Annotated in this window: 22 protein-coding genes and 1 tRNA gene; 18 read left to right on the top strand and 5 right to left on the bottom strand. The window is 28.5% G+C overall.

Annotated features, from left to right (window positions below):
• Positions 1 to 3 precede the first annotated feature (3 nt).
• The 11 genes from MDIS_RS03700 to nusG are packed head-to-tail and all read left to right on the top strand — an operon-like array spanning position 4 to position 9,221.
• The gene (locus tag MDIS_RS03700) at positions 4 to 2,001 is read left to right on the top strand and encodes a GGDEF domain-containing protein (protein ID WP_044635689.1); all 1,998 of its coding nucleotides are present in this window, start codon (positions 4 to 6) and stop codon (positions 1,999 to 2,001) included.
• Positions 1,982 to 2,419: a 50S ribosomal protein L9 gene (gene rplI, locus MDIS_RS03705; RefSeq protein WP_044635690.1), complete on the top strand. Its 438-nt coding sequence runs from the start codon at positions 1,982 to 1,984 to the stop codon at positions 2,417 to 2,419. The genes MDIS_RS03700 and rplI overlap by 20 nt, the downstream gene beginning before the upstream one ends.
• A complete protein-coding gene (gene dnaB / locus MDIS_RS03710; protein WP_044635691.1) occupies positions 2,412 to 3,803 on the top strand; it encodes a replicative DNA helicase in 1,392 nt (463 codons plus the stop codon). The genes rplI and dnaB overlap by 8 nt, the downstream gene beginning before the upstream one ends.
• Positions 3,803 to 5,035, top strand: a complete 1,233-nt coding sequence (locus tag MDIS_RS03715; protein WP_044635692.1) for a CNNM domain-containing protein — start codon at positions 3,803 to 3,805, stop codon at positions 5,033 to 5,035. The genes dnaB and MDIS_RS03715 overlap by 1 nt, the downstream gene beginning before the upstream one ends.
• A complete protein-coding gene (locus tag MDIS_RS03720) occupies positions 5,019 to 5,702 on the top strand; it encodes a YgjP-like metallopeptidase domain-containing protein (RefSeq protein ID WP_044635693.1) in 684 nt (227 codons plus the stop codon). The genes MDIS_RS03715 and MDIS_RS03720 overlap by 17 nt, the downstream gene beginning before the upstream one ends.
• Positions 5,689 to 6,900: a class I tRNA ligase family protein gene (locus tag MDIS_RS03725; protein ID WP_044635694.1), complete on the top strand. Its 1,212-nt coding sequence runs from the start codon at positions 5,689 to 5,691 to the stop codon at positions 6,898 to 6,900. Before MDIS_RS03720 ends, MDIS_RS03725 begins: the two co-directional genes overlap by 14 nt.
• Positions 6,901 to 6,933: 33 nt before the next feature.
• Positions 6,934 to 7,620 (top strand): 23S rRNA (guanosine(2251)-2'-O)-methyltransferase RlmB, encoded by a 687-nt coding sequence (rlmB, locus tag MDIS_RS03730; protein ID WP_044635695.1) that lies wholly within the window; start codon positions 6,934 to 6,936, stop codon positions 7,618 to 7,620.
• Positions 7,621 to 7,653: 33 nt separating this feature from the next.
• Positions 7,654 to 8,199 carry a sigma-70 RNA polymerase sigma factor region 4 domain-containing protein gene (locus MDIS_RS03735; RefSeq protein WP_044635696.1) on the top strand — a complete coding sequence of 182 codons (546 nt, stop codon included), beginning with the start codon at positions 7,654 to 7,656 and terminating at the stop codon, positions 8,197 to 8,199.
• A 54-nt stretch (positions 8,200 to 8,253) separates the two neighbouring features.
• Positions 8,254 to 8,394: a 50S ribosomal protein L33 gene (rpmG, locus tag MDIS_RS04140; protein ID WP_084217557.1), complete on the top strand. Its 141-nt coding sequence runs from the start codon at positions 8,254 to 8,256 to the stop codon at positions 8,392 to 8,394.
• Positions 8,394 to 8,630, top strand: coding sequence for a preprotein translocase subunit SecE (gene secE, locus MDIS_RS03740; protein ID WP_044635697.1), 237 nt, complete (start codon positions 8,394 to 8,396; stop codon positions 8,628 to 8,630). Before rpmG (MDIS_RS04140) ends, secE begins: the two co-directional genes overlap by 1 nt.
• 18 nt (positions 8,631 to 8,648) lie before the next feature.
• Positions 8,649 to 9,221, top strand: coding sequence for a transcription termination/antitermination protein NusG (gene nusG / locus MDIS_RS03745; RefSeq protein ID WP_044635698.1), 573 nt, complete (start codon positions 8,649 to 8,651; stop codon positions 9,219 to 9,221).
• A 542-nt stretch (positions 9,222 to 9,763) separates the two neighbouring features.
• Here the strand turns inward: nusG and MDIS_RS03750 are convergent.
• A tRNA-Ser gene (locus MDIS_RS03750) sits at positions 9,764 to 9,854 on the bottom strand.
• A gap of 72 nt (positions 9,855 to 9,926) precedes the next feature.
• Between MDIS_RS03750 and tsaD the strand changes: the two genes are divergently transcribed.
• The gene (tsaD, locus tag MDIS_RS03755; protein ID WP_044635699.1) at positions 9,927 to 10,895 is read left to right on the top strand and encodes a tRNA (adenosine(37)-N6)-threonylcarbamoyltransferase complex transferase subunit TsaD; all 969 of its coding nucleotides are present in this window, start codon (positions 9,927 to 9,929) and stop codon (positions 10,893 to 10,895) included.
• Here tsaD and MDIS_RS03760 read toward each other — a convergent pair.
• From MDIS_RS03760 to MDIS_RS03775, 4 genes are read right to left on the bottom strand one after another with little or no spacing between them, the layout of a single operon-like run.
• Complete coding sequence (locus MDIS_RS03760) at positions 10,879 to 13,716, bottom strand: lysylphosphatidylglycerol synthase transmembrane domain-containing protein (RefSeq protein ID WP_044635700.1); 2,838 nt, start codon at positions 13,714 to 13,716, stop codon at positions 10,879 to 10,881. The two genes, tsaD and MDIS_RS03760, sit on opposite strands and share 17 nt — an antisense overlap.
• A 6-nt stretch (positions 13,717 to 13,722) precedes the next feature.
• A complete protein-coding gene (gene scpB, locus MDIS_RS03765) occupies positions 13,723 to 14,310 on the bottom strand; it encodes an SMC-Scp complex subunit ScpB (RefSeq protein ID WP_044635701.1) in 588 nt (195 codons plus the stop codon).
• Positions 14,300 to 15,049, bottom strand: coding sequence for a segregation/condensation protein A (locus MDIS_RS03770; protein ID WP_044635702.1), 750 nt, complete (start codon positions 15,047 to 15,049; stop codon positions 14,300 to 14,302). Before MDIS_RS03770 ends, scpB begins: the two co-directional genes overlap by 11 nt.
• Complete coding sequence (locus tag MDIS_RS03775) at positions 15,049 to 15,786, bottom strand: lysophospholipid acyltransferase family protein (RefSeq protein ID WP_044635703.1); 738 nt, start codon at positions 15,784 to 15,786, stop codon at positions 15,049 to 15,051. Before MDIS_RS03775 ends, MDIS_RS03770 begins: the two co-directional genes overlap by 1 nt.
• Positions 15,787 to 16,252: 466 nt before the next feature.
• On the opposite strand from MDIS_RS03775, the gene MDIS_RS03780 reads away from it, so the two are divergent.
• The 6 genes from MDIS_RS03780 to MDIS_RS03805 all read left to right on the top strand — a co-directional run bounded on the left by MDIS_RS03780 (position 16,253) and on the right by MDIS_RS03805 (position 25,861).
• Complete coding sequence (locus MDIS_RS03780) at positions 16,253 to 18,037, top strand: SGNH/GDSL hydrolase family protein (protein WP_052506239.1); 1,785 nt, start codon at positions 16,253 to 16,255, stop codon at positions 18,035 to 18,037.
• Between the two features lie 207 nt (positions 18,038 to 18,244).
• A complete protein-coding gene (locus MDIS_RS03785; protein ID WP_044635704.1) occupies positions 18,245 to 21,184 on the top strand; it encodes an AAA family ATPase in 2,940 nt (979 codons plus the stop codon).
• A gap of 84 nt (positions 21,185 to 21,268) precedes the next feature.
• Positions 21,269 to 21,421: a 50S ribosomal protein L33 gene (gene rpmG / locus MDIS_RS03790; protein WP_044635705.1), complete on the top strand. Its 153-nt coding sequence runs from the start codon at positions 21,269 to 21,271 to the stop codon at positions 21,419 to 21,421.
• A gap of 1 nt (position 21,422) precedes the next feature.
• Positions 21,423 to 22,457: an aminopeptidase P family protein gene (locus MDIS_RS03795; protein WP_044635706.1), complete on the top strand. Its 1,035-nt coding sequence runs from the start codon at positions 21,423 to 21,425 to the stop codon at positions 22,455 to 22,457.
• A gap of 50 nt (positions 22,458 to 22,507) precedes the next feature.
• On the top strand, positions 22,508 to 24,193 hold the full coding sequence (locus MDIS_RS03800) for an LppA-related lipoprotein (RefSeq protein WP_129640162.1): 1,686 nt from the start codon (positions 22,508 to 22,510) through the stop codon (positions 24,191 to 24,193).
• 63 nt (positions 24,194 to 24,256) lie between these two features.
• Positions 24,257 to 25,861, top strand: a complete 1,605-nt coding sequence (locus MDIS_RS03805; protein ID WP_232034217.1) for an LppA-related lipoprotein — start codon at positions 24,257 to 24,259, stop codon at positions 25,859 to 25,861.
• Positions 25,862 to 26,351 lie beyond the last annotated feature (490 nt).

The following is a 26,351-nucleotide window of genomic DNA, read 5'->3' on the forward strand; positions in this document are numbered from 1 at the left end:
ATTATGAAAAAATTTTTATTCCCTTTTTCAATATCATTTATAAGTTTTTTGCTTGAAATTTTAACTTTATTAGTAAAAGTTATTTTTTATGATAGTTTTGAATTTTACCTTTTTCTGATTGTTTCGGTCTCAATTTTTGTAATTTTTGTTATTTCCTTAACAATCGGTATAGTTCTTTTTTATCAATTTATTCTAAAACAGAATCACTTTTACTACCAAAAGTTTGATCTTATAAATGAAGAAAATAATCTTGGAATTATCAATTTGTCATCAACTTACAAAATTGTTAAAGTTTCAAAATACGTTAAAAATTTGTATCCAGAACGACTTGTTAATCGAGATATTTTTTATTTATTTCCGCAATACAAAAAAACAGAGGACATTCCGCCTAAATTTGAAATAAAAAGGGGGAATAATTGGTTTGAAATAAATTTTAATAAATTTGCATACTGAATTTCCTACCGCGATATCACGCTTTTTAAATCGATTTCGCAGGGATATGAAAATAATTCGCTCGTTTTTGCCGAGGTTGAGGTTGATAACCTTGTTTCTTCAAATTTTCGAAGTAGCGACCAAGACTATCCAAAAATTAAAATTTTTATTAATGATTTTTTTGAAAAACTAGCCCAAAAATACGGTTTTTTGTACAAAGAATATGCTGATGGTCGTATTATGCTAGTTTTACATTATGAAACTTTCGCAATTTGACAAAAAAATCACTTCTACATTTTTCGTGATACAAACACAAAAATTGATGAAACAACAGAAGTTTGATTTTCCGTTGGTTTTGGAATCGGAACCACAAATCTAGTTGAAGTAAAAAGACTCGCAAATGAAGCATTAATTTTTTCAAAAGCGCGTGGTGGAAATCAAGTTTCAATTTACCCTTACGGAAAAAAACCTTTCTCTTATGGATCTTACAGCGAATCTCTCAGTCATCATTCCCTCGTAAAATTAAAGCGAATTTCACGTGTTTTGGTGGAAAAACTAGAGAAAATTGACAACATTATTATTTACGGGCATACCAATTCTGATCTAGACTCTTTTGGATCTGCCTATGTTTTAGGGAACTTTTTAAAAAGATATGCAGAAGTTATCTATAAAAAAAAGATAAATTTTTACATTCAAAATCGCACTTTTGACCCAACAACGACTCGTTTTTTATCACAGGCTGACTTTATAATTAAAAAAGATTTATTTATTTCACCAACTGTTGCTTCAAAAATTACACTCGCTTCAAAAAATAGCGACACTTGTCTTGCAATTTTAGTCGATGTTTCTGATGTTGAAAGGATTGAAAATCCAAAAGCTTTTGATCACATTAACCTTGAAAATGTTTTTATTTTTGACCACCACGGAATTAGCTCAAAAATGCAAGGACTTTTAGAACTAATTCATGACTATATCGATGTTTCTTCTTCATCAACTTGCGAAATTATTACCCATTTAATTTTACTAACCTTCCATTCAGATTTGACAATGGAGCAAGAATGAGCGCAAATTTTACTAAATGGACTTTATGTCGATTCAGCACAGTTGAAAAAAACTGCCAGTTCTTCCACTTTTGCAGCCGTTTCTGCCCTTGTTCGTTGAGGAGCAAAAACGGCAAAAACAGCCGAATTTCTTAAATTAAATGAAAATGAATCGAAAATAATTAAGGAAATTTTAGAAAACACAATTGAAATTAAGCCAGGTTTTTTCCTTTCAAGTTTAGACCGCGAAATTGACACTGATTTAGTTTCAATTGCTTGTGAACAAATTTTACTAGTTAAAAATCGGCAGGCCGCCTTTGTTGTTGCCAAATTACCTCAACAAAAAAATTATAAAATGTCGGCACGAAGTCTTGAAAATGTTAACGTTCAATATATCGCCGAGCAAGTTGGTGGCGGAGGTAATTTCACATCGGCTGCCGCTTATTCAACAGTTGAGACTTTTTCCGAATTTGTTGAAAACATTAAATTAGCAATTATAAGGAGAGAATATGAAAGTAATTCTAATTAAAGATACAAAAGATGGCAAAGCAAACACAATTGTGGATGTTTCTCCAGGTTATGCCACAAATTTTTTATTTAAAAACAATTTGGCAGAGCCTTTTAATTCGAGAACAGAAAAACTTTTAATTGAAAGAAAGAAAAAAATTGCAGCTGAAGAACAAAATAAAAAAGAATTGGCAGTTAAGCTAAAATCAGAAATCGAAAATATTGTGCTTTGATTTAAATTAAAAGGAACAAAAGACTTTGCTCACGGAGCGGTTTCTGCTAAAAAAATTAAAAAAGAACTAGAAAATAAAGGTATTTTTCTCGATAAGCAAACAATTCAAACTAGTGGAATCACCACTTTTGGCACTAGTTTTGTAAATATAAAATTAAGTTCTGAAATAAGTGCAAAATTAAAAATAAACGTTACTAAAGATGAATAATTCACGATATACTTCGCCCGAAATTGAATCTTTTATAATTTCTTTTTTGCTTTCAAATCCAGATAAAATTATTAATTTTATCGATGCCGTTGATCCTAACGACTTTAGTGTCAAAAATTTAGCTGAAATTGCAAAAGCAATAAAAAAAGTCGCAAGCGAAACAAACGAACCAGAAGTCAATTTAGTTCTCCAAGAACTCGAGAGGGTGGGAAAATTAAACGAAATTGGCGGCAGATCTTATATTGCTTCTTTGTATAATAGTGATTTTTCTTTACCATCGGAAATCACCAATCACTTACGAATTATTAGTGAAAAAAAAATTCTAAGGGAATTAAGGAAAATTGTCGATAATTCAACTAAAGAATTAGACACTGGTTTGAAAGTTTCTTACGAAATAAGTGCAGATATTCTGCAAAAAATTAATCTTTTGAACTTTAGTAACATAAACGAGTCTTTTGTTTCAATTTACGAGGTTGCAGTCAAAATTTTTGACTATTTAGGCGAATTACGCACAAGTAAAAATTTAATTAAAGGAATTTCGACTGGTTATGATAATTTAGATGCAGTGACTTCTGGTTTTCAAAAAGGTGATCTGACTATTCTTGCAGCTCGTCCTTCTGTCGGAAAAACGGCTTTTGCTTTAAATCTTGCTTGAAATGTCTGTGAAAATGGTAATTCTGTTTTATTTTTTGCTCTCGAAATGTCAAGTTCTGATTTAGTCACCAGACTTCTTTCGCTAATTTCTGGAATTGAATCAAGTAAATTTCGAACACCAAGAAACTTACATCCTGAAGATCTTAAAACAATTCAAAACATAATTGAAACTCGAATTAAAAATTGCAAACTCACAATTAACGACTCAGGTTCGATAAATATTGACGATATTTATTGGCAAGTTCAAAAACGTTACCGTAATAAACAACGGTATGACTTAATTATTTTTGACTATTTGCAATTAATTAACTCTGCGTCTAAAAACCAAAATTACAATCGTCAAGTCGAAGTTTCAATTATTTCACGAAAATTAAAACAGTTGGCACGTGAAGTCGAAACGCCGATTATTGCACTTTCACAACTTTCAAGGAATGTTGAAAGAAGGGAAGATAAAACTCCAGTGCTTTCTGATTTACGTGAATCTGGGGCGATTGAACAAGATGCGGATATTGTAACTTTTTTGCATCGCGAGGATTACTACCACAAAAAAAACAATCAACAAGCAGACGAATCAGTTCCAAATACAAAATTAATCATTGCCAAGCACCGAAACGGTCCGATTGGAACCTTATTTTTTGATTTTTTCCCTGAATTTGGAAGATTTACTCCAGCTTTTTTAAATTCTTCATATAATAAAAAGGATGATGTTAATTTAGGGTTTGACGAATAATGGCTTCGTATTTTGTTACTTTATCAATTGTTTTAATATTTTTATTTTTTATTTCGGCAATTTTTTCGGCAAGTGAGACAGTTTTTACAGCCACAAGTCGAGTAAAAGTTGACGAAAATATTTCTGATTCATTTTGAGGCAAGAAGCAAATTTTAAAATATTATGATAATTACGAAAAAACACTGACAATTATTTTAATTTGAAATAACATCGTAAATATCGGTATTTCTATCATAATTTCCACTTTTTTTTCCAGTTTGCCTATTAATGAATCGTTGCAAATTTTGATTTCGATTGCAACGACAACGCCGCCATTAATTATTTTCGGCGAAATTTACCCTAAAATTTTTGGGCGAAAAAAGCCTATTTTATTCCTAAAAATTTTCTGATTTTTCATCGCTTTCTTCTATTATTTTCTATATCCGCTTGCAAGTTTAATGACAAAATTTGTCAAAAAAATTAACGTAACTAACACCGAAAATGAACTTAAAAAAATAATTTTACAAGCTCACCGTGAAGATGTTTTAGAAAAAGATGAATCAGATTTGGCAATTCGAGCGCTCGAATTTGACTCTTTTAAAACATCAAAACACTTTACAAAACTAAAAGATGTCGTCTATGTCGACTATGAAGATAGTCTTGAATCAATAAAAAACGTAATAATTGATCATAATTTTTCACGAATTCCCGTCTGAAAAGATAATAATTTTATCGGAATTCTACTCTCAAAAGACATTTTACACCTTGACAAATTCGATATTAACGACTATATTGTCGAAACTCCTTTGCTTTTAGCGAACAATTTGATTAAAACTAATTACGAAATTTTAAAAAAATCAAAATCCCACCTTGGTTTTGTTGTTGATTCGATGAGCGACAAAAAAGTTGTTGGAATTTTGACATTTGAAGATATTCTTGAGTGTCTTTTCGGTCCAATTTATGACGAACATGACTACCGTGACGATTTAGACTTTTACCAAATAAATCCAAACCAAATTACGACAAAAGGAGAAACTAATATTCCTACAATAAACAAGGCGCTAAAAGTTGATTTGCCTGTGAGTTTTAAAGATTTAAATCAATGGCTTTTGTCACAAACCCCCAAAAAGAAACTGATTTTAGGTACTAAAATTTATTTTAATTCCCCATCATACAACCTAGAATTTGAAATAATTGGCAAAAATTCAAACGTTATTGAAGTAAAAATAACTAAAAATGAAAACGAAGTATAGAAAACTAGATGTAGAATTTGAGGGGAAAACTTATTCAGTTTTTGTTGACTACAAATCTAAATTTTCCCGAATTGTAATTAAAATGGTCGATGATTTCATTCTTGTTCGATCAAATTCGGCAATAAAAGATGAAGCATTAATTTCCATAGTTAAAAATTCTAGTTTTTTTCAAAAAGTAATTAAAATTTTGCCCAAACGGTGTATGGTTAACTTTTCTGAGTCAAGTTTCTATCTTTTTGGTAAAAAGTATCACTATAGTTTGATAAAATCACAAAATAAACTTTTTTTACAGGCAGAAAATTTAATTTTCCCTTTAACTCGTGCAAAAAATTTGGAAAATAAAATTGAAAAAGTTTTAATCAATTTTTTCGCAAATTATTTGCAAAAAAGAACACAATATTGATCTAAAATTTTAGAAACCCCTGAATACGAAATTAAATTATCCCGTAAAAACACAGCTTGAGGAACAAATTACAACCGTAAAAAAATTCATTATAGTTATTTTTTGTTCCCTTTTTCAAAAGAAATTATTGATTATGTTATTGTTCACGAACTTTCTCATCACTTTTTTAGCAAACACAACAAACTTTTTTGGGAAAAAGTTGGTAAAATTATTCCAAATTACAGGGAATTGATAAAGAAACTAGATAATTATGAAATTCAATAATGACACACTAAATATTTATATTTGCGGTCCAACAGTTTATGACGATATTCATGTCGGAAATTTAAGAGCAGTTATCATTTTTGATGCTATTTTTGAATATTCAAGAAAAAATGGTACTAAATTATATTTTTTACACAATATTACAGATATTGACGACAAAATTATCGACAAATCGTTAGAATTAGGTATTTCCGAAAGTGAATTAGCAGAAAAATACACTGAAGAATATTTTAAAATCCTTAAAATATTCAACATTAGACAATCGATGAAATTTGTCAGTGTAACAAAAAAACTTGAACAAATTATCAAATATATTTCACTTCTTCAAAAAAAAGGATTTACATATTACAACGAAAATAACGATCTTGTTTTCGATACAGCAAAAATTGACAACTATGGAGTAATTTCTGGGCAAAAAAAGGATGAGTTAGTACAAAAAAACAACAAAGAAATAAAGTCAAATAATGACTTTGTTTTGTGAAAAAACACAAAAAAAGGCATATTTTTTGCATCCCCTTTTGGTTTTGGGCGTCCTGGTTGACACACTGAATGTGCCGCGATTATTTATGATTATTTTGGAGAAAAATCTATTGATATTCACAGCGGTGGTGTTGATTTAGTTTTTCCACATCACGAAAATGAAAACGCACAACATCTTGCTCTAACAGGAAATCCAATTTCAAAAAAATGACTTCGCGCGGGAGTTGTGAACTTAAATGGGAAAAAGATGGCAAAATCATTGCAAAATGTAATGTTAGCAAAGGATTTTGCAGAAAAATATGAACCTGATGTTCTTCGTAGTATTTTTTTATCAATAAATCCAACAACACCAATTAATTTAACAGATGAATTAATTTTAAACCACAAAAAATTAATAGAAAAATATAAAAAAGTTTTTTTTGATATGCATTTCGATTCCAAACCTTCCAATGATGAAAAAATGAAACAAGTTCTTGAACTATTTGAAGAAGGAAAATTTACAAAAGCAAACTTTTTAATATCAGAATTAATAAAACAAAAAGAAAATCTTACATTAAAGCATATTTTTTCAAATTTAGGATTTAATTTTATAAATAAAAGTTTAGGCGATAAAAATTGAAAAAAAATTGAAGAATGGAAGGGTTTAAACAAAGAAGGAAAACTTGAGGAAGCTAACAAAATTCGCGATGAATTATGAAAAATATACCAAAATTTATAATTTTTTCCTTGTTACTTTTGAAAGACAAAAAGTATGGTTAAATATATTTGTGGCAAAAATTCATTAACAGATGCGATCAAAAATGGGTTTGTTTTTAAACAAATTTACCTTTTAAAACCTACAAATGATCAAATATTTTTAAATCAAAAAGTAAAAGTTGTTAGCCGCGATTTTTTAGATAAGCTTGTTAGCATTAATCACCAAGGTTTTGTTGGTGTTGTTGAAAATTTTAAGTTTTTTGAAATTGAAGTATTAAAAAAAGATAAACCAGAAATTATTTTAATCCTTGATCATATTTATGACCAAAATAATCTTGGTAACATCATTAGAACTGCAAATTGTTTTGGAATTAAGCACATAATTTTACCCAAAAAACGTGCAGCAAAATTGAATGAAACAACAGTAAAAGTTTCATCTGGTGGTTTTGTCGGGATTAAATTTATTCTGGTGAATTCGATTGTTGCCGCAATTAATAAATTGAAAGAGTTTGGTTTTTGAGTTTATGCCACTGACCTTAATGAAAAAAGTAGAAAAATTCAGGAAATACAGTTTAATTATCCTTGTGCAATAATTTTTGGCAACGAATCAACAGGAATTAAAAAAAGCACTTCACATTCAAGTGATCAGACTTTTTTTATCCCAACCGAAGGAACAGTTGATTCTTTAAACGTAACTGTAGCAGCAGGAATAATTCTGTTTTTTTTAAGGAACAAAACATAAAAAATAAGGAAAAATGGGGTATTTTCTTTTTATATGTGACTGAATCGTAAAGAAAAAATAAGGAAAAATAAACGTTGTTTTAAAGTTTTGAACAAATATTCGCATATTTTATTAGCTTGTGCTAAACAAGTAATGAAAACTTTTGCACTAATTCCAATTACTTATCTTGATTTATTTAACGCTTCGATTGAAAAATTCGTAAACCTTTATGAGCAATTTGACCCTAATTTAGGTGTGCCGCTCGAAAGTTATTTAGTTCACAAAATTAAGCTTTTTATGCTAGGTTACGCGACATCTTTTACTACAAAAAATTACCAAATTAATAATTTCTCTGTTTCACTTGATGAATTAACTGAAACAATTCAATTTGCTGCTGACTGTGATTTTGAGCAATACGAAATTCAGGACATCTATAGTCGAATTACAGACCCACTTGATGAAGTTGAGCAAGAAATGTTTCAAATGTTTTTTCTTCAAGATCTGCCGACTAAAGACATTGCAAAAAAAGTTGGGATTACAACTCAAAAAGTTAATGATTTTGTACGACTTACTAGTAATAAATTACGTAACTTTTTTTAAGTTTAGGTTATAATATTATAATATAAAATTTAGTCTTTGTAGTTTATAATTCTTATGAAAAAAAAAATTAGTTTAAGTTGTTTTGTTTGCAAAAATCGGAATTATAAAACAAACAAATCAATACAAACTCGTCTCCAGATCAATAAATTTTGTAAGGTTTGCCGTAAATCCACTTTGCATCAAGAGGAAAAATAGTGAAAAAAAAACGTGAAAAAGAGTCTAAAACTAAAAAAATCAAAAAGACAAGGGAAAAAAAGTATTTTTTCCGTCTTTTTGTAAAAGAGATGAAAAGAGTAAAATGGCCTAGTAGTCGCGTTGCTTTTCGAAGTTTTGGACAATCAATTGTTTTTTCAACTATTTTTATGGTTGTTTTTTTTGCTATCACTATTATTGCGGCGCTCATTTGAAATCAAGTTGGTGTTGGAATTTAGAAAAAGGTTGGCGTTATTATGAAAGTTTATAAGTGGTATATGATTTCAACGATTTCCTCAAAAGAAGACGTTGCCATTAGTTTACTTAAAAATAAAATTAAATACGAAGGTTTAGAAGAACATTTTCAAGAAATCATAAAATTTGATGTTCCCTATTACGATGAAAATACCGAACAAAATGGTGAAAAAAAGTTAAAATACCGTAATTTATACAAAGGATATTTTTTCATCAAAATGAATATGGTCGACAGGGCTTGATTTGTTGTTCGAAACACTCAATATGTGACTGGACTTGTCGGATCTCATGGTCGAGGGACAAAACCAACCCCAATTTCCTTGCGCCAATTTGAAAAAATGAAGGAAAATTGAAATCAAAAAATCCTTAATTTTCAACAAAATAACGACGGTGCAATTAGTTGACAAATTGGAGATTGGGTTAAAGTAACTCAAGGACCTTTTTCTGATGATCTTGGAAAAATTATCGAAATGAATGAAACCAAAACTTTGATAACCGTTGAACTTGAAAATGTTTTTGGACGCCGCACTCCAGCAACATTTGAGTATAAAAATTTAAAAAGAGTTAATGACTAAATTTGTTAAGAAATAAATTAGAACCGCTTAAAAACATAAAAAACCAAACAAAACATTTTAAATTTATGTTTGTTTGGTTTTTTTTTTTTTTTTATTCTATATAAAAACCCTTTGTTTTTAAGTGGTTTTTTCTGCTTTATTAAAATAATTTGAATAAAAAAACCAGAAATTTTCCGGCATTGAAAATTTCTGGTTTCTTTCTATAAAAACTAATTAACCGATGAGATAATTACGGTATAAAAATTATAATAAATTAAAAAGTGAAGGAAAATAAAAATGATTACAAAATTTAAAAAATAAGGAGTTTTACAAAAAATGAAAATTTATATTTATAAAAACTTATGAAATTAAAGATTTTATATATGGCTATAATTAATTGAAATTAAAAGACAAATAAAAAGGAGTAAAAAATCATAATGAGCGATTTTTAAATATGAATTTAGAAACAATAAGAAATACGAGATTTATAGTTTTTTTCAAATGAAAATAAAAACAAAATCAGTATTAAAAAAATTAGTGGAAATTTGAACGTATATAAGGTATGGCGGGTCAGACAGGATTTGAACCTGCGCGGGATTTCACTCCCCTAACGCGTTAGCAGTGCGTCCTCTTCAGCCTCTTGAGTACTGACCCAAAATGAATTTATATTATAATTATAACACAGCATATCTATAATTATAATAAAAAATTAAAAAGGTAGGTAAAATGAAAATTTTAGGAGTCGAAACTTCCCACGATGATGCATCAATTGCACTTTTGAATGAAAATAAAGTGGAAATTCTTTTGACAATTAGCCAAATTGAGTTTCACCAAAAATTTGGCGGAACTGTCCCAGAACTTGCTTCTCGCGAACATTCGCGAAATTTAGCAATAATTTTAGAAAAATTATTGCTAAAAAATGTTGATTTTTCCACTATTGATGCAATTGCTTATACTAAAAATCCAGGATTAATTGGTCCTTTAAAAATTGGCTTTTTATTTGCAAGTGCACTTGCAATTTATTTTAAAAAACCTTTAATTCCTGTCGATCATCTTTTAGGTCATTTTTGATCTGCAAATATCGAAAATGAACTAGAATTTCCTGTGGTTTCACTTCTAATTTCAGGCGGACACAGCCAATTAATTTGGGCTGAAAACGCAAATAATTTAGAAATTGTTGGTTCCACAATTGACGATGCACTCGGTGAAATTTACGATAAAATTGCAAGAAATTTAGGTTTAGGTTTTCCTGGTGGACCAAAAATCGACTTAATTTCACAGCAAAATAACTTAAAAAATACAGACTTAATTGACTTTAGTTTACCGAAAGTTCTTAAAAATCCCCTTGATTTTTCCTTTAGTGGTCTAAAAACGCAGGTGATAAATTACACTAATAATTTTAAACAAAAAGATCAACTTTCACAAGAAAAAGTTGTAAAAATTGCCATTTCTTTCCAAAAAACAGTCATAAAATATTTAAAAAGACAAATTGATTTTGCCTTAAAAAATAAGAAAAATGTAAAAACTTTAACGTTAGTTGGCGGTGTTGCCGCTAATTCAGAAATCCGTGAATTAATTCAGTCATATAATAAAAATTATAAAATTGTGATTCCCAAAAGAGAATTTTGCACTGATAATGGCGCAATGATCGCAAAAGCGGCACAAGTTTTTATCAAAACTAATGAACAAAAATAAAAATAAATGAAGAAATTGTAATTATTAGTCAAAAAAGTATAGCGTAACGAAAAAAATTAGTATCTTGCTTTTTGAGTTGAAAATTAAGAGCAAGATTATTTTTCATAGTTCGACGAATTTCTTTATAACGGTCGATTCTTTTCTCACCAATTCAAACCGTGAAAATGCCGATTGCTGATATTAAATAAGGTAAAAATCAAGTATAAATTCGATTTGCAAAGTTAAAAATATCTAAATTAAGGCTTGTTTTTTCACTAAAATAACTTTGAAAAATCAGTTTTGTAATCACATCAACCGAACCAACCCCACCTGGTGCGGGTGATAAATTATTTGAAATTTGCAGAATTGTAAAACCAGATATAAATTTCAAATAATGAATGAAATTTATATTTCTTAGGTCAAAACCACCTTTTTCCATTGCTACAATTAAAATAACAAAGGAAAAATTAACAAAAAATATTGGTAATTTGTAGGTTAAAAGTATTTTTGTTAACAACATTTTATTAGAAAGCACTTCTATGAAATGATTTTTAAAATTGTCGATCAAAAATTGAAAGCGGAACTCAAGTCTCTGTTTGTCCTCAATTTTTTTAAAAAAATTGAGATTTAAAAGTCAAACAAAAATTTTAATCAATAAATACTGTAATTTTTTTCAAAGCGAAATTATAATAATTATCAGTAAAACAAGTGCGTTTAGAAAAATATTTACAATTAATCAAATAAAGAAAACAATTTTTTCCCAAGAATCAAAAACAAAAAGTTCACGATAAAACACAAAACCAATAGGAATAAAAACTAAACCAATCAATAAATTAAAAACTTGATGAACCAAAGCGTTGTAAGTCAATGTCGTACTGATATTTTTTAGCGGATATTGTTTTCGTTGCAAATATCAGTAGTAACTTATTTCGCCACCAAAAGAAAAAGGTGTCGAAAATTGCATAAAAGTAGCAATAAAACTGCCAACAAAAAGATGTCGAAATCTTGCTTTTATTCCTTGATTTTTGAAAACTCGCCGTAATTGAAAGGCGGCACTGATGTTTCAAAAAAGAAAGTGAGCAATTGCTACAACAAAAACTAACCGATTTATACGCGGTTGAAAGAAAAATTCATAAAATTTAACAAAAATTTTTGTTGGCGAGCCATCAGTGAAACTTGAGTTATAAAAGTTATAAAACAAGATTATTAAAATCAAAATAATTGTAGTAATAAAAATCAAAAACTTGATGATGTTAGTTTTTTGATTTGATTTTGTTAAAATCGAATCTTTGTTAACTAATTTTAGCTTATCAATTAAAGTGTTTTCGAGAAAAACTGCTTGTTTTTCAGTGTGATTTTTTGCCAAAAAGTGGGTTATTAACGTTAATTGCTGTTTGGGTTTGAAGTAATTTAAAGTATAAAAGTCATTTTTTTGTAAATTTACTTTAAGGTTTATCGTTTTTTTATCAAGACTAGAATTTTTAATGTTAAAACCTTGTGGTTTAAATTCTTTATCTTTTTCATTAACAAGTAAATTTACAATTTTATCAAAATTTGAAGGTGAAACTTTCATCCGAAATTTGCAATGAAAAACAAAGTTAACCTCGTTTTTCATTGCTTTAATAACATCAAAAATGTTTTGATTATTTTTTTTGTAAAATTCAAAAACTTTTATGTATCAAAGTACAGAAAAATGGGGTGTTACCCCAAAATTAGTTCTTTTTTCTGAACTTTTCGGGATAAAATGGATGCTTTCTGTAGTTATAAGGATAATTTCTTCCTGTTTTTGGGAATTAATCTTGAGTATTTCAGTTTCAGGATTTTCCGTATATTCGCAATATCTTTGAATTTTTGCGTTAAAATTTTGTTTAATAAACTCGACAATATAATTATCACACTGGTTGCTAACTAAAAAATGTTTCCCGTTTTTCCAATTTTTACGAACATAATCGAGAAATAATAGTTGCAAATCTCTTTCTTTGATGATAGTAAAATTGAGATTTTTGCGATGGGCGGTAATAATTTTATTTTTTCTTAATCAAAAAATTACATCTGTACTTAATTTGGAACTAGTAGTAATTTTTTTTCAAATTATTGAATTATCACTGACTTTTTTCATTATGTTTTCAATTGGAAAACTTTTTTTAATTGGCAAAAACTTAATAGTTTTTGTCTCAAAATTGGTTTTTATAAAATTTGCCAAAAAACTAGATTCGGGATCGTAAAATTGGTATAAATTTTGCAAATTTTGAAGATCTAAATTCAAATATTTTTGAAACTCAAAAATATGATCTCAGTTAATTTCTAGTTTTTCTGGTCTTTCAATTTGGTTGTTTTTGAAGAAAAAAAGACTTTTTTCAGCCCTATTAATAAATTTTTCCTCGTCGTAAGTTAAAAAGGTTAGATTTTTCTTGAAAAATGACAGAATAGCAAGATTTGAATTTTTGTTAGTTCAATTTATTTCAATGTCAATAAAAAAATCAAAATCATTATTTATAAAATAGTGGCGTGCTAATTTTTGAGAATATCCTAAATTTTCATTAAAAATTAAAATTTTTCGTTTTGGATCAGCGCCTAAAATACTGTAAAAAATTGAAGCAAAAGCGATTCCAAAATTGTTGGCGCTATTACTAATCAAAATTTTAGTCAAATTTTTTTGTTTTAAAAAATCAGAAATTATCGTCGCTAAACTAAAAACGTAATTTTCATCAATTGAATTAGGTTTGTTTGAGATAAAACCGATAATTTTTGAATTATTTAATTCAAGCGGTGATTCATAATTGAAGAAAATTAAATTCTGATTTTGTAAAGCCGGTTCTGATTTAATTTTTAATGATTCCATATTTTTTTATTCATCAGTTTCACGTTGTGAAGAAAAAAGGTCGAAACTTTCAGTTTGAGAATTTTCCTCACTGTTACTAAAAAGGTCGAATTCTTTAAATTTTGGTAGATCTTTTGCTGATCTTAATTTAAAATAATCAAAAAATCGCGAAGTTACCCCATAAAGAGTCGGATTTCCCGGGGTCGATGCAGTTCCTAATTCCTCGATAATCCCTTTCGCTAATAACGAACCGACAATATAATCTGAGTTAATTCCGCCGCGAATTTGTGCAATTGTACTTCTAGTTACTGGTTGTTTGTAAGCGATAATTGCTGCAACTTCAATTGAAGAATTACTAAGACGGTATTTTCTTTCGTTACTAACAAAGTCGATTATGAAAGGTTTTAAGTCTTTTGCGGTAACAAATTTGAAAACATCATCAAATTCGACGACCAAAATTCCTCGTTTTTGACGATTAAATTGAACAGCAAAATCTTTTAAAAGTTTACGGGCTTCATTGATTTTTGCTAACTTTAGACAATTTTGGAGCTGTTGTGATGAAAGTCCTTTTTCACCTTGCAAATACAAAATTGCTTCAATAATTCTAGTTTTCATCAAAACCTCCACGGAAAATTAAAATTTCGGAAAATTGTCTTTGTTGTTTTAAGTGTAAAACTTGCTTTTTCGCCATTTCGAGCATCGAAATCATTGTAATTACAAAATGTTTCATAGTTGGAAGTGAAAAAAACTCGGAAAAATCAACTTGACTTTTATTTTCCAAAAGATTTTTAAGTCACAAAGTTTGCTGATCAGCAGTAACTTGAACTTGCTTTGTACTGATTTTAAGTCGATTTTTTGCTCTTGTCCGATCAAACATTAGTTTTAAAACTTTGACCAAAATAGGTTGAGATGAATGTCCATCAAGTTGGCTAGGATCGTTGGGACGGCGAAAATCGCTGTAATTTGAAGTACTTTTTTCAAAATAGTCGTTTCGGTGTTCTTGTTGTTCTTTTAACATATTAGCAATATTTTTAATTTGCTGGTAGTCGGAAAGAAGAGCTAAAAATTCAATTCTGTCTTGTTCAACTTCAGGATCTAATTTTTCCTCTGTATCACCTAATAAAAGAATTTTTGACTTTAAATGAACTAAAGTAGCAGCAATTACTAAATATTCGCCGGCAACTTGGATATTTTTTTGCTTTAAATTATCAATTATATTCACATATTGACTTGCAAGATCAACAAGATCGACATCAAGAATATTAATGTTTTTTGACTTAACAAGATCAAGAAGTAACTCTAGAGGACCAGAAAAATTGCTTAATTTTATATCAAAATTACTATCAAAATTCATTATTTATCACCATTGTAAGATTCAAAAATTGCTTTTTTTGTTGCCAGAAACAAAGATTTGCTTGTTTGTGAAAAAACAGTGCCTGTTTTTATTGGTTTATGAATTAAAACTTCAACATTTTGGACTTTTTTTCGACTTGTTTTATGAGAATTTTTATCAGAAAAATTAATTGTGATAGGGACAATTGGGAGCCCGACTTTTTTAGTGGCACTAAAAATATCAATCGGGAATTGAAATGTCGAATTTTGGTTCACCTCTTTTGAGAAAACAACTCCAAAAGATCTCTTTTCACGTACAGATTTAAGAAAATTATTTAATTCTAAATTGTTTTTTTTTTGATCATCAGTCAAAAAAAGTGAGTCAAGTGAACCAAAAATTCATTTATTTTTACGATTATAATATTCTTTTTGAAGCAAAAAACTCAAAATAGGATTAACTTCATCTTCCCCTTTTTCATGATTCTCGAGTGCTGAAAATAAAATAAAATGGTCAACAATTGAATTGCGATTAACTATAATAACAGATGCATTTTTTGGTAAATTTTCATAACCAAAAACTTTTACTTTAATCGAAAAAAGTTTTAAAATGAATTTTGAGTAACTCAAAATCAAATTGCTTCTAAATTCTGCGCTTAATTCAACTTTTTTTTTGGTGTGTTTTTTTCAAACAGAACGTATTTTACGTAACTTTAGCAATCAAACTAGTGAAAAAAGAACTATTCGTAATTTTATTATCATTTTGCTGTTAAGAACTTTTAGTAATTTTTTAATTTAATGTATTATTTTTCTAGTTAATGTTAAAATTATACTAAAATTTATCTTTTTAATTTAAAAATCCAACTAAAAATCATAGTTAATTTAAGAACTAAACATCTTATTTTAACTATGAAAATGTTTGTTAAGTATCTATTTAGTTTTGTTTTTTGAATTTTTTAGTATATTTTTAAGCAAATTTAGAAGACCTGTGATATAAAAATGAGTTGAATTAGAAAAATTAAAGCCCCTTTCTTAATTTTTTAGAGTCATGCTTTTCACATACTTATATAAATAAAGGTTTTTTCTAATTTTAGATCCAAAATTAGAAAAAAATATGAATTTAAAAAGAATTTTTCCTAATTTTTAGTACTCATTTTGTTAAGTTATAACTCTTTTCATATCTATTTTGGTATAATTTTATAAATATAAATTTTATGGAGAGCTTATTATGAAGTTTAATATAAAAGAAAAAAAAATTAAACTGATATCACTTGGGTTAGCGCCTATCACCATTTTCCCAATGCTTATTGCTGCTGGATGTTCTATCGTCGCTCAAGATCAAAGCAATTTGCTTTCAAAAGTAAATTATTTGGCAATTGGTGATTCAGTGACTGCCGGTTTTAACCAAGACACTTACCGTGATTTTCAAGGTAAAATGGATAAAGACGGAAATTTAAGTGGGCAATCGTATCCTGCATTTTTTGCTCATTATTTGCAAAAAATTAACAAAAATTCGCTAGTTTCTTATGATAATTTGGCTATTTCTGGAACAACAACAGAAAATTGACTAAATCTTATTAACCCCAAAAAATATCCAAAAGGGAAAGTTTCTGATAACCCTTTAGTTTCAGGGTATACTGGAAATGAGAAATTTAATGAAATTAACTCTGTTTTTGGTAAGTTTGACAAAGATTCTTATCCTGAATTAATTAGCAAAATTAAGAACGCTAACTTGTTAACAATGTCAGTTGGTGCAAACGATCCTTTTGTTGTCATTACTGAATTTACAAAATTTTTTATTCCAGGATCAAAAGATAATGAAGAACTAAAAAAATTAATTGATGCTGATAAAAGTAAAAAACGAGAAGAAATTATAGGATCTTACTTAAAATCTAAAGTTAATGAAAAAATTGATGAGTTAAAAACCAATCTTGATAATTTAATTAAGGAATTAAAAGCAATCAATCCCAATCTTCGAATAAATTTAATTGGATATAAAATACCTAATTCAACTTTAGTCCGTGTTTTACAGCATCTTTTACATAACGAGCTTAAAATTGAACTTGATTTTATACAAAGTAGTACTGAAAAAATAAATAAAATTATTCGTGAAGTTGCTATTAAAAATCAAGAAAATTATGTTGATGTTTACGATAAAAGTCTTTGAAATGAAAATGATGAAAAATTTTCAGCAACAAAATTAGATATTCACCCACAAATTCAAGGGTATAAAAAAATTGCTCATCAACTTCTTTTAAAATTAGCAACAAACCCTAACGAAGAAGGTGATTCTTCAGTTTCTGATTTAAAAAACAGCAAAAATTTTGATGACATAGTTGATGGAAAACCTACTTATAAACAAATTATTGATGTAAGTAGTTTTGCTAAAACAAACAAAGAATTACTAAATAAATTGAACGAAAATAAAAATACTAGTGAATTTATCGATAGTAAGTCCACATTTGACAAAAACCAAGAAGATGCTGTTAAGAATGACAAAGTTCTCTTTACAAATATAATTAAAAATTTCTTAGGATCAAAAGCTTTAGGCGGTATAAATATTAAGGATCTTTTGGAAAGTTCGCCTGCAAAAGGATTTTTAGGTGATCGACTAAAAGATTTTGAACCATCTGGATCACTTTTGAAAGATTTAGAAGTAATTCAGGAAAAATTAAAATCACTAATTAGTAAAAAAGACGTCGTTCTCGCTGACGAACTTGTTAAAGCAATTGTTGAAGTTTTAGAATCAAATGGCGCACCTGGGAAAGTAGAAAAATTAACTAGAGATGTTTTAACTATCCGTATTTTTGGTAAACTTGTGCCGCTTTTCTTAGGTGGTGGAGGGTCCACCAAAAGTCGACCAAAAATAAATAGAGAGAGTCTAAAAAAACTGCTAGATCGGCTAAAAAATCCTACAACGCCAAAACCAGCAAAACCAGCAGCACCAAAACCTGCAAAACCTGCAGCGACACAACCTGGCACATCTGGTTCAACAAGTGGAGTTTCTTCATAAAATTATTAAATTTAATTAATTTATTTTTAAAAATTTTAAAAACCTAAACTAAATTCAGTTTAGGTTTTTATTTTTATGGATATAATTTTTAAAAAATAGACTGAATTAATTTTGGAATAAAAAAACCTTTGTTTTTTATAGACTTTTTGCAAAACTTTATTATAATAATAATGAAATTCAAATATTTATTTTGTTGATCGTGAAATTATGAAATTAATTAAAATTGAAATTGAAGGTTTTAAATCTTTTGCTGAACCTGTAAGTATTAAATTCGATGGTTCTGTTGTCGGAATAATCGGTCCAAATGGATCCGGAAAATCAAACATAAACGATGCAATTAAATGGGTTTTAGGGGAAAAATCAGTAAAACAACTTCGTGGCCACAATATGGACGATGTCATTTTTGCTGGTTCAAAAACAGTTTCACCTGTCGATAAAGCGATGGTAAAACTAACGTTTAACGATGAAACTCGCGAAGATAGCGCACAAATTTTTACAATTTCGCGAGTTATTAAAAGAGGTCAAGGCACTAACGAATATTTTTATAATGATCAACCAGTTCGGTATAAAGATATTCGTAATTTAGCAATTGAAGCGGGAATTTCGAAGTCATCACTGGCAATTATTTCACAGGGAACAATTTCTGAAATTGCAGAATCAACTCCCGAACAACGAAAACAAGTAATCGAAGAAGTTGCCGGAACCGCTAAATATAAAATTGACAAAGCTGAGGCAATTAGCAAACTTGACCAAACTCTTCTTGGAATTGAAAAAATTGAAATTCGTATAAAAGAGCTTGAAAAACAAGTAAAACAACTTGAAAAACAGGCAAATAATGCAAAAATTTACCTTGAAAAATCAAAGCAATTAGAATCTGTTGAAGTCGGTTTGATTGTTAGTGATATCAAAAAATTTCAATCAAATTTGACTCAAGTAAATGAAGAATTAAATGAACTAAAGTTTCAAGAACCAAAATTTTTAAGTGAAATTGAATCAAACGAGAAAATAATCGTTGACAATACGCAAAAAAGAGTAAAAATTGAAGCTGAAATTAGCGAAAAAAATGCCAAAATTAACGAACTAAAAGAGCAAATTAATTCTATTAATTTAGCTTATGCAAAAGCAACCCAACTTCAGGAAATGATTTTATCAAGCGAAGTTAGTGTCAATTTTGAGCAAAAAATGGCTGCACTTAAACAAAAATACAGTCAAATTTCTACTCAAAAGGATAATTTTGAAAAATTAATACTGGAAAATAAAGCAAAAAAACAAGAAATCGAAGCAAAACTTAATTTCTCCAGAAGCAAAAAAACTGAAATTGAAAAGACACTTTATAATTTAAATTCTGACAAAATAATTGCCCAAACTAGAATTTCCGAGTTGCAAAAAGCACTTGAATCAATGGCTTTTTTGCCAAAAGGAACAAAAGTCATCGTTGAAAACAGTTTTCTTTTTCCTGGATACTGCGGACTTGTTAGTGATTTAATTAAAATTTCTGAAAAATATACAGATGCAATCGAAGTTGCTCTAGGTTCAACTTTGAAACAAATTGTCGTCGATCAACCTGAAACTGCTGTTGCTGCAATTAATTTTTTGAAAAAAAATTATGCTGGAAGTGCAACTTTTATTCCACTTTCAACTTTAAAACCGCGTTTTATTTCCGATTTGTATCTTAATCATTTAGATTCACAAAAAGGTTTCATTGATTTAGCTAGTAATTTAATTGATTTTGATAAAAAATACCAAGTTTTAGTTGATTTTTTACTTGGTGGAATCATTGTTGTTGACAAAGTTGAATCCGCAAACCGAATTGCAAAATTTGTCGATCACAAATACGTTATCGTAACTTTAGAGGGTGATATCATTCGAACTAGCGGGATAATTTCTGGTGGTCATAAACAAAAAACAGATTCAACTTTTTCAATACAGTATAAAATTGATGAACTTAAAAATAAATTGAATTTTTTTGAAGAAAAAATTCAACAATTTAAATTACAATCTAACCAATTTGAGCAAATTATTACGCGAGAAAGCGTGCTTTTGCAACAAACAGAGATGAATCTCAATGATTTAGAGCAAAAATTTACTATTGCAAAAAATGAACTAATTGCAATTAAAGCTGAAAACGAAGGTCTTGAAGAAACTATCAACCAAACAGATGATGTTGATTTGACAATAAGTCGCACTTTGAAGGAAAAAATTGAACTCGAGAATTTAATTTCAGTTTACGAAAATGAGAATAAAATTCTAATCAGTGAGAAACAACAATTTGATGACCAAATTAATGAACTAACAATTTTAGTGCAACAACTTAATCAAAAACAGCGTAAAATCAATGCTGATTTGAATCAAAAGCAAAACCTTAAAGATAAGTGCGAATTTTTACTAACAAATTTAAAAAATAATTTATCACAAAAATATAATTTAACTTTTGAAGCTGCTGCTGAAAAATACGAACTTGAAATTGAAATTGATGTTGCCCGTGAATTTGTAAATAGTTTAAATGCAGAAATTAAAGCCCTTGGAAACATTAATTTAGATGCGATTCAAGATTTTGAACAAACTTCAGAACGTCTTGATAAACTAAAGAAAAGTCAGAACGAACTTGAAGTTGCCAGATCAAAAATTTTGGAAGTAATTTCCGATTTGGATAAAATCATCATTGCAAAAACACAGGAAATTGTCGATCTAGTTAACTCTGAATTTAATTTAGTTTTCCAAAATATGTTCGGCGGCGGAAGTGCGAAAATTTACTTTAGTGACAAAAATGATATTCTAAATTCTGGAATTGAAATAAGTGCGCAACCTCCTGGAAAAACTATTAAAAATATTCGCCTTTTTTCAGGGGGTGAAAAAGCGATTATTGCAATTTCGCTTTTATTTTCAATTATCAAAGCAAGACCGATTCCGCTTTGCATTCTCGATGAAGTTGAAGCCGCACTTGATGAAGCAAATGTCATCCGTTATGTTGAATTTTTAAAACAATTAAAGCAAAACACACAATTTTTAATCATCACCCACCGTCACGGGACGATGTCGCGAGTAGATCAACTTTTAGGAATCACGATGCAAAAACGGGGAGTAAGTTCAATTTTTTCTGTTGAACTCTCAAAAGCACGCGAACTTTTAAAAGACGAACTACAATAATTGGCTTTTTGCTTATTAAAAAAATAAATTATGGTATAATTTATTTTTCAGTAAAAATAATAAAATTATGAAAAAGGAAAAACGATGCCAAGAGAAGGTCTAACTCTAAGATGTACTGATTGCAAAATGGAAAATTATATAACTAAAAAAAACAAAAAAACTAAACCTGAAAAAATTGAAGTAAAAAAACATTGCCACAAATGCAACAAACACACATTGCACCGTGAGAAAAAATAAGATGAACCGTAAATATTTGGATAAAGCATTTTTAGAAAATAATTTAGATGTAGTGATTTCTTTTTCTTATCAAACTCGGTTTTGATTTACAAAAATTGCAGCATCTGATGGTCTTTTATTTATTGAAAAAAATAAAGCATTTTTGTTTGTTGATGGTCGTTATATCGAAAAAGCGGAAAAAGATGCGCAAAACTGTGAAGTTTTTTTAACTACTAAAGCTAATCTTGACGATTTTTTTCAAAAAAAATCTTATAAAAAAATCGGAATTGAAACTGAATATTTAACAGTTGAGCAATTAGACAAAATTAAAACTTGATTTCCTAAAGCTGAATTTATTAAACTTCAAGCTCAACTTTTTCGAATTATTAAAACCGATGAAGAAATTGCCAATATCGAAAAAGCGGTTCAAATTTCCCTTGATGCTTACAGCAAAATATTCCCAAAAATCAAACCTGGAATGACTGAAAAAGACGTTGATATCGAACTAAATTACCAAATGAAGTTACTTGGTGCCGAAAAAGAATCTTTTGATTCAATTATCGCAACTAGTGCAAATTCAGCGATGCCACATTGAAGAGCAAGTTCTGCAAAAATTGCCAATAACGATCTCTTAAAAATCGACTTTGGCGCACTTTTTAACGGATATTGTGCTGATATTACCAGAACTTCTTATCTTGGTGAAATTAGTGAAAAAAAATTAGAAATTCTTGAAATTGTTAAAAAAGCTGCTGAAATTGGAAGAAAAACCGTAAAACCTGGGATAAAAGCATCTGAAATTGACCGTGCTTGCCGCGATTATATTAACGAAAAAGGTTATGGTCAATATTTTGTGCATTCAACTGGACACGGCGTTGGAATCGACATTCACGAATTGCCAGTTGTTAGTTTAAATAGCGAAACAATTTTAGAACCTGGGATGGTAATTACTGTCGAGCCTGGAATTTATATTCCTGGGTTGGGTGGAGCAAGAATTGAAGATGTTGTTTTAGTCACAGAATCAGGTTTTCGCACACTTTCACGCAACGAAAAAAGTTAGTTTTTCTTTATTCATATAATAAATATTTAGTCAATTTTTTATAAAATATTGTGAAAACAAACAAAAGTAAACTAAAAATTAGTAAAAAGATAAAAACAGTGACACTAACAACTTTAGTGCCATTGTTTTTATTATCTTCAGGTTGCTCTGTGGTTTCAAATGTACCAATTTCTGAAAAAAAACCAGGAAAAACTACCCAACCTGAACCCAAAAGCAGTGAAAGCGGACAAAAGAACAACCTGCCTAAAAATGATAAGCAAGGAAATCAGTCACAAAATTCTAGCGATTTAGTTAAAAAACCCGAACCTGGAAACCAAGAAAATCAGAAAAAACAGGATTTAACAGATAAAAACTTACCAAATAACGATCAAAATCAGAAAAAAGATAACCAAAAACCAGATTCTAAATTAGAAAAAGTCGAACCGCCTTCTAAACCAAAAAAAGAAGAGAAAAACGAAAGTTTTTCACCACCTAAAAAAGGTTCAATTCCTGTTGATAAAAAAATGGAAGAAAAAAATCAACAAAATACAGAAAAAAAACTCGTTGATGATTTCGATCCTTATAGAGAACAAAAAAATTTTGATGCCGAATTAGCACAGTTAAAAGGTCATCTTTCCATTTTGCCAACGGCTTTTCAAATTTCTAAAACTAACCTAGAAAAAAATGCTCAAACATTAATTTATAACGGAAATAATAGTTTAAAAGATTTACCCTTCAATATTATTAACCCTATTAACGGGTTGGATGAAGAAAAATACAAAATTAAATTAGATTTTTCAGAGGCAACAAGCAAAGAAAAGACGAAAAACCAATTTCCGATTGAAAGAGTAAAATTAGTGTTATTTTCAAAAACTAATTCTAATATTAGTTTTTGAAAATATGTTAGTCTTTTTTATAACAAAATAGAAAGTAGTTTTGAATTAAAAGCAAAATTACCCGCTGAATTTAACAATATTTTTCCTTCTTTCGTAGCGTTTCTTCTTTTAAATAAAGACAAAAATGACGTAATTTCATTGCCTTTTTTTAATGATTTAGGTTTTATTCTTAAGGATCGAAATTTTGGAGTTGGGCTTAAAAATGACTTTGTTGACTTAAAGGCTAGCGATTCTGAAAAAGACAAATATGAATACAATTTTGAAATTGTCAGTGCTCAGCCTGATGATAAAAGTGGAAAATTAAAGCTAAATTTACAAATTTGAAGAGTAGCTAAAAACTCAAATACTGATAACAAGGAGTTTTTTCCTGAAATATCAACAGTTGAAATTACAGGATTTGCAAAAAATTCTAATAAAGAGTACAAATTTGAGGTTGCTGAAAGGGGAAAATTTGAGCAAAAATTATCAGATTTAGAGTTAAAAAAGAAACTATCAGAAAATGATCTGAACTCTGAATTTACAAAAAATCGTTTCCTAAAACTTTTATTTGAAAATTTACACATTCGGATTAATCAAAATTTAAATATGAACGAAAAATGAATAGAAGTCGCTAAATTAAGGGCAGATAACTGATTAATTTATCCACAAATTCAATATTTAAATTTAGATTCGACAAAATTTATCCAAAATCTAACTTTAACAAGAGAAGATAATAAAATTAATTGAAAATTTGAATTAAATACTTATTTATTGTCAAAAAATCAAACATTAACCCCCCAAAGTCGTGATTACTTGCTGGGCGAAAAGAAAACTCATGTAATTCAAGGTTCTTTCGATCTTGAAAAAAACAAAAATAGTTAGTAATTTATAGCCTTTTTTGTTATTTTTAGAAAATTTATCCTAAATATTGTAAAATTATTTATTATGGAAACAATGAAAAAGAAAAAGTGAATGCTTTTATTTTCTAATTTTTCGGCAATTTTTCTTTTATCAGCCGGATGTTCTGTTGCTTCAAATGTTCCACTATCCAAAAAAGAAAAAGTGGAAAATCCAAATAATAATAATAATAATAATGAAAATCAAAAACCTGGCGATTCTAACGGTGAAATAAAAAACCCAATTTTATCTGTAAAACCTAAACCAGATCCGCTACCACCAAAAGCACCTGAAAAACCTACTGAACCACCTGAAAAACCTGATATTACAGTAGAAAAACCAAAAAAAGAGAAACCGCCTGCGATAGATGATGATAAAAAACAGCCTGTTTTACCCGATCCTAACAAGGGTAAAACCCAAGAAAAACCTATAGATTCTGGAAAAAACAAGGAAAAACCAAAAGAAAAACCTATTGTCAAAGTTTTCAATCCGCGCGAAGAACAAAAGAAATCTGATATCGAATTAGCACGGCTAAAAGGGCATCTTTCCACTTTACCGAATACGCTTTATGTTACAAATTCGATGCAAAGCTCGTATCCGCAAACAATAATTTATAAAGGGAAAAATGATTATAAAAATTTTTCTTATGTTAATTTCGTTGACCCAATTGAAGGTCTTGATGAAGCAAAATATGATGCAAAATTAGATTTTTCGAATGCAAAAACAACAGGAAATAGTAATAACAACAAAGATCCAATCGAAGATGTACTTTTAGTTTTGATATCAAAAGAAGATTTATCGCTTCGTGATTCTAAAAAAGTTAAACTTTTATACCAAAAAGGGGAAAAAAAATACACTTTAAAAGCAAAAAATTTACCGGATGGTTTTAAAAATATTTTTCCGTCATTTTTAGCTTTTGCTTTATTGAATAAAGACAAAGATGACGTGATTTCTTTACCTTTTTTTAATAAATTAGACTTTATTTTACCTAATCAGAATTTTGGCGTTGGATTAAAAGACGCTTTTGTAGAGTTTTCTAGTAGCGATAATTCTGATGAAGTTGAAAAAAACAAATATGGTTTTGATATCGTCAGTGCTCAACCTGATGATGAAAACGGTAAATTAAAACTTAATTTGCAACTTTGGAAAATAGTCGGAAATACTGATGTGAAAGAGTTTTTTTCTAAAATTGAATCTGTTGAATTTTCAGGTTTAGCAAAGAATTCTAGCAATGTTTACCAAATTGCTTTAGCTAAAAAAGATTTAGAACTGAAATTATTAAGTGATGAACTGAAAAAAACATTATTAGAAAAAGATCTAAATGATTTTACAAAAAACGCCTTTTTAAAAGAGTTATTGGATAAATTATATGTAGAAATCAACGCAGATGTCAATAATAAATGAGTTAAATTGAGTGAAACAAAATCGGAAAAATGACTTGTTTTTCCACAAATTCAGTATGTAAACCTAGATTCAACTCAATTAACAAATAAATTAGAACTAAAAAAAGAAGGAACTAAAATTTCTTGAAGTTTAGAATTAGAATCATTTTTACTAGAAAATGGTCAGACTCTAACTCCAAAAGGTGAATTTTTGTTTGGTAACAAAAAAATACATAAAATTACAGGTGAATTTGATTTAAATCAAATATAAATACTTTTATTAACTAAAATGAATTTAATTTTGTTTTTAGTATATTTTTTACAAAAATAAGAAATAAAACAAAAAATACTATCAAGTACGTTAAGTTTTACCTGAATTTCCCAGTTACAAATGCTTAATTAAAAAAGACCTCCCAATTTAGGTGATCTTTTTAAAACTTAACGTTATTTCATAACAATTTTTTTGACCTATAACCCTGATTTTTGTCAAATTTTGCTAACAAAATGCATTTCTAGTCGCTTTTTATTTTTGATCAGAGACAATTATGCATTTACAAATCAGGTTTTTTACTATAAAACTAAAAAAAGAACAACTTTTTTAACATTTTTATTATTAAAATAACTATATCATAATTGTTATGAAACGTTAGTACTTTTTTCTTATTATTTTTTAAAACAAAGCCTTATTTATTAGTGTTTTTTGATATTTACAATTAATTATACCACCAAAACTGGGAAACCCAGGTTAAGTTTTAGTGTCT

Origin of the sequence: Mesomycoplasma dispar (genome assembly GCF_000941075.1) — a bacterium.
Taxonomy (GTDB): Bacteria; Bacillota_I; Bacilli_A; order Mycoplasmatales; family Metamycoplasmataceae; genus Mesomycoplasma; species Mesomycoplasma dispar.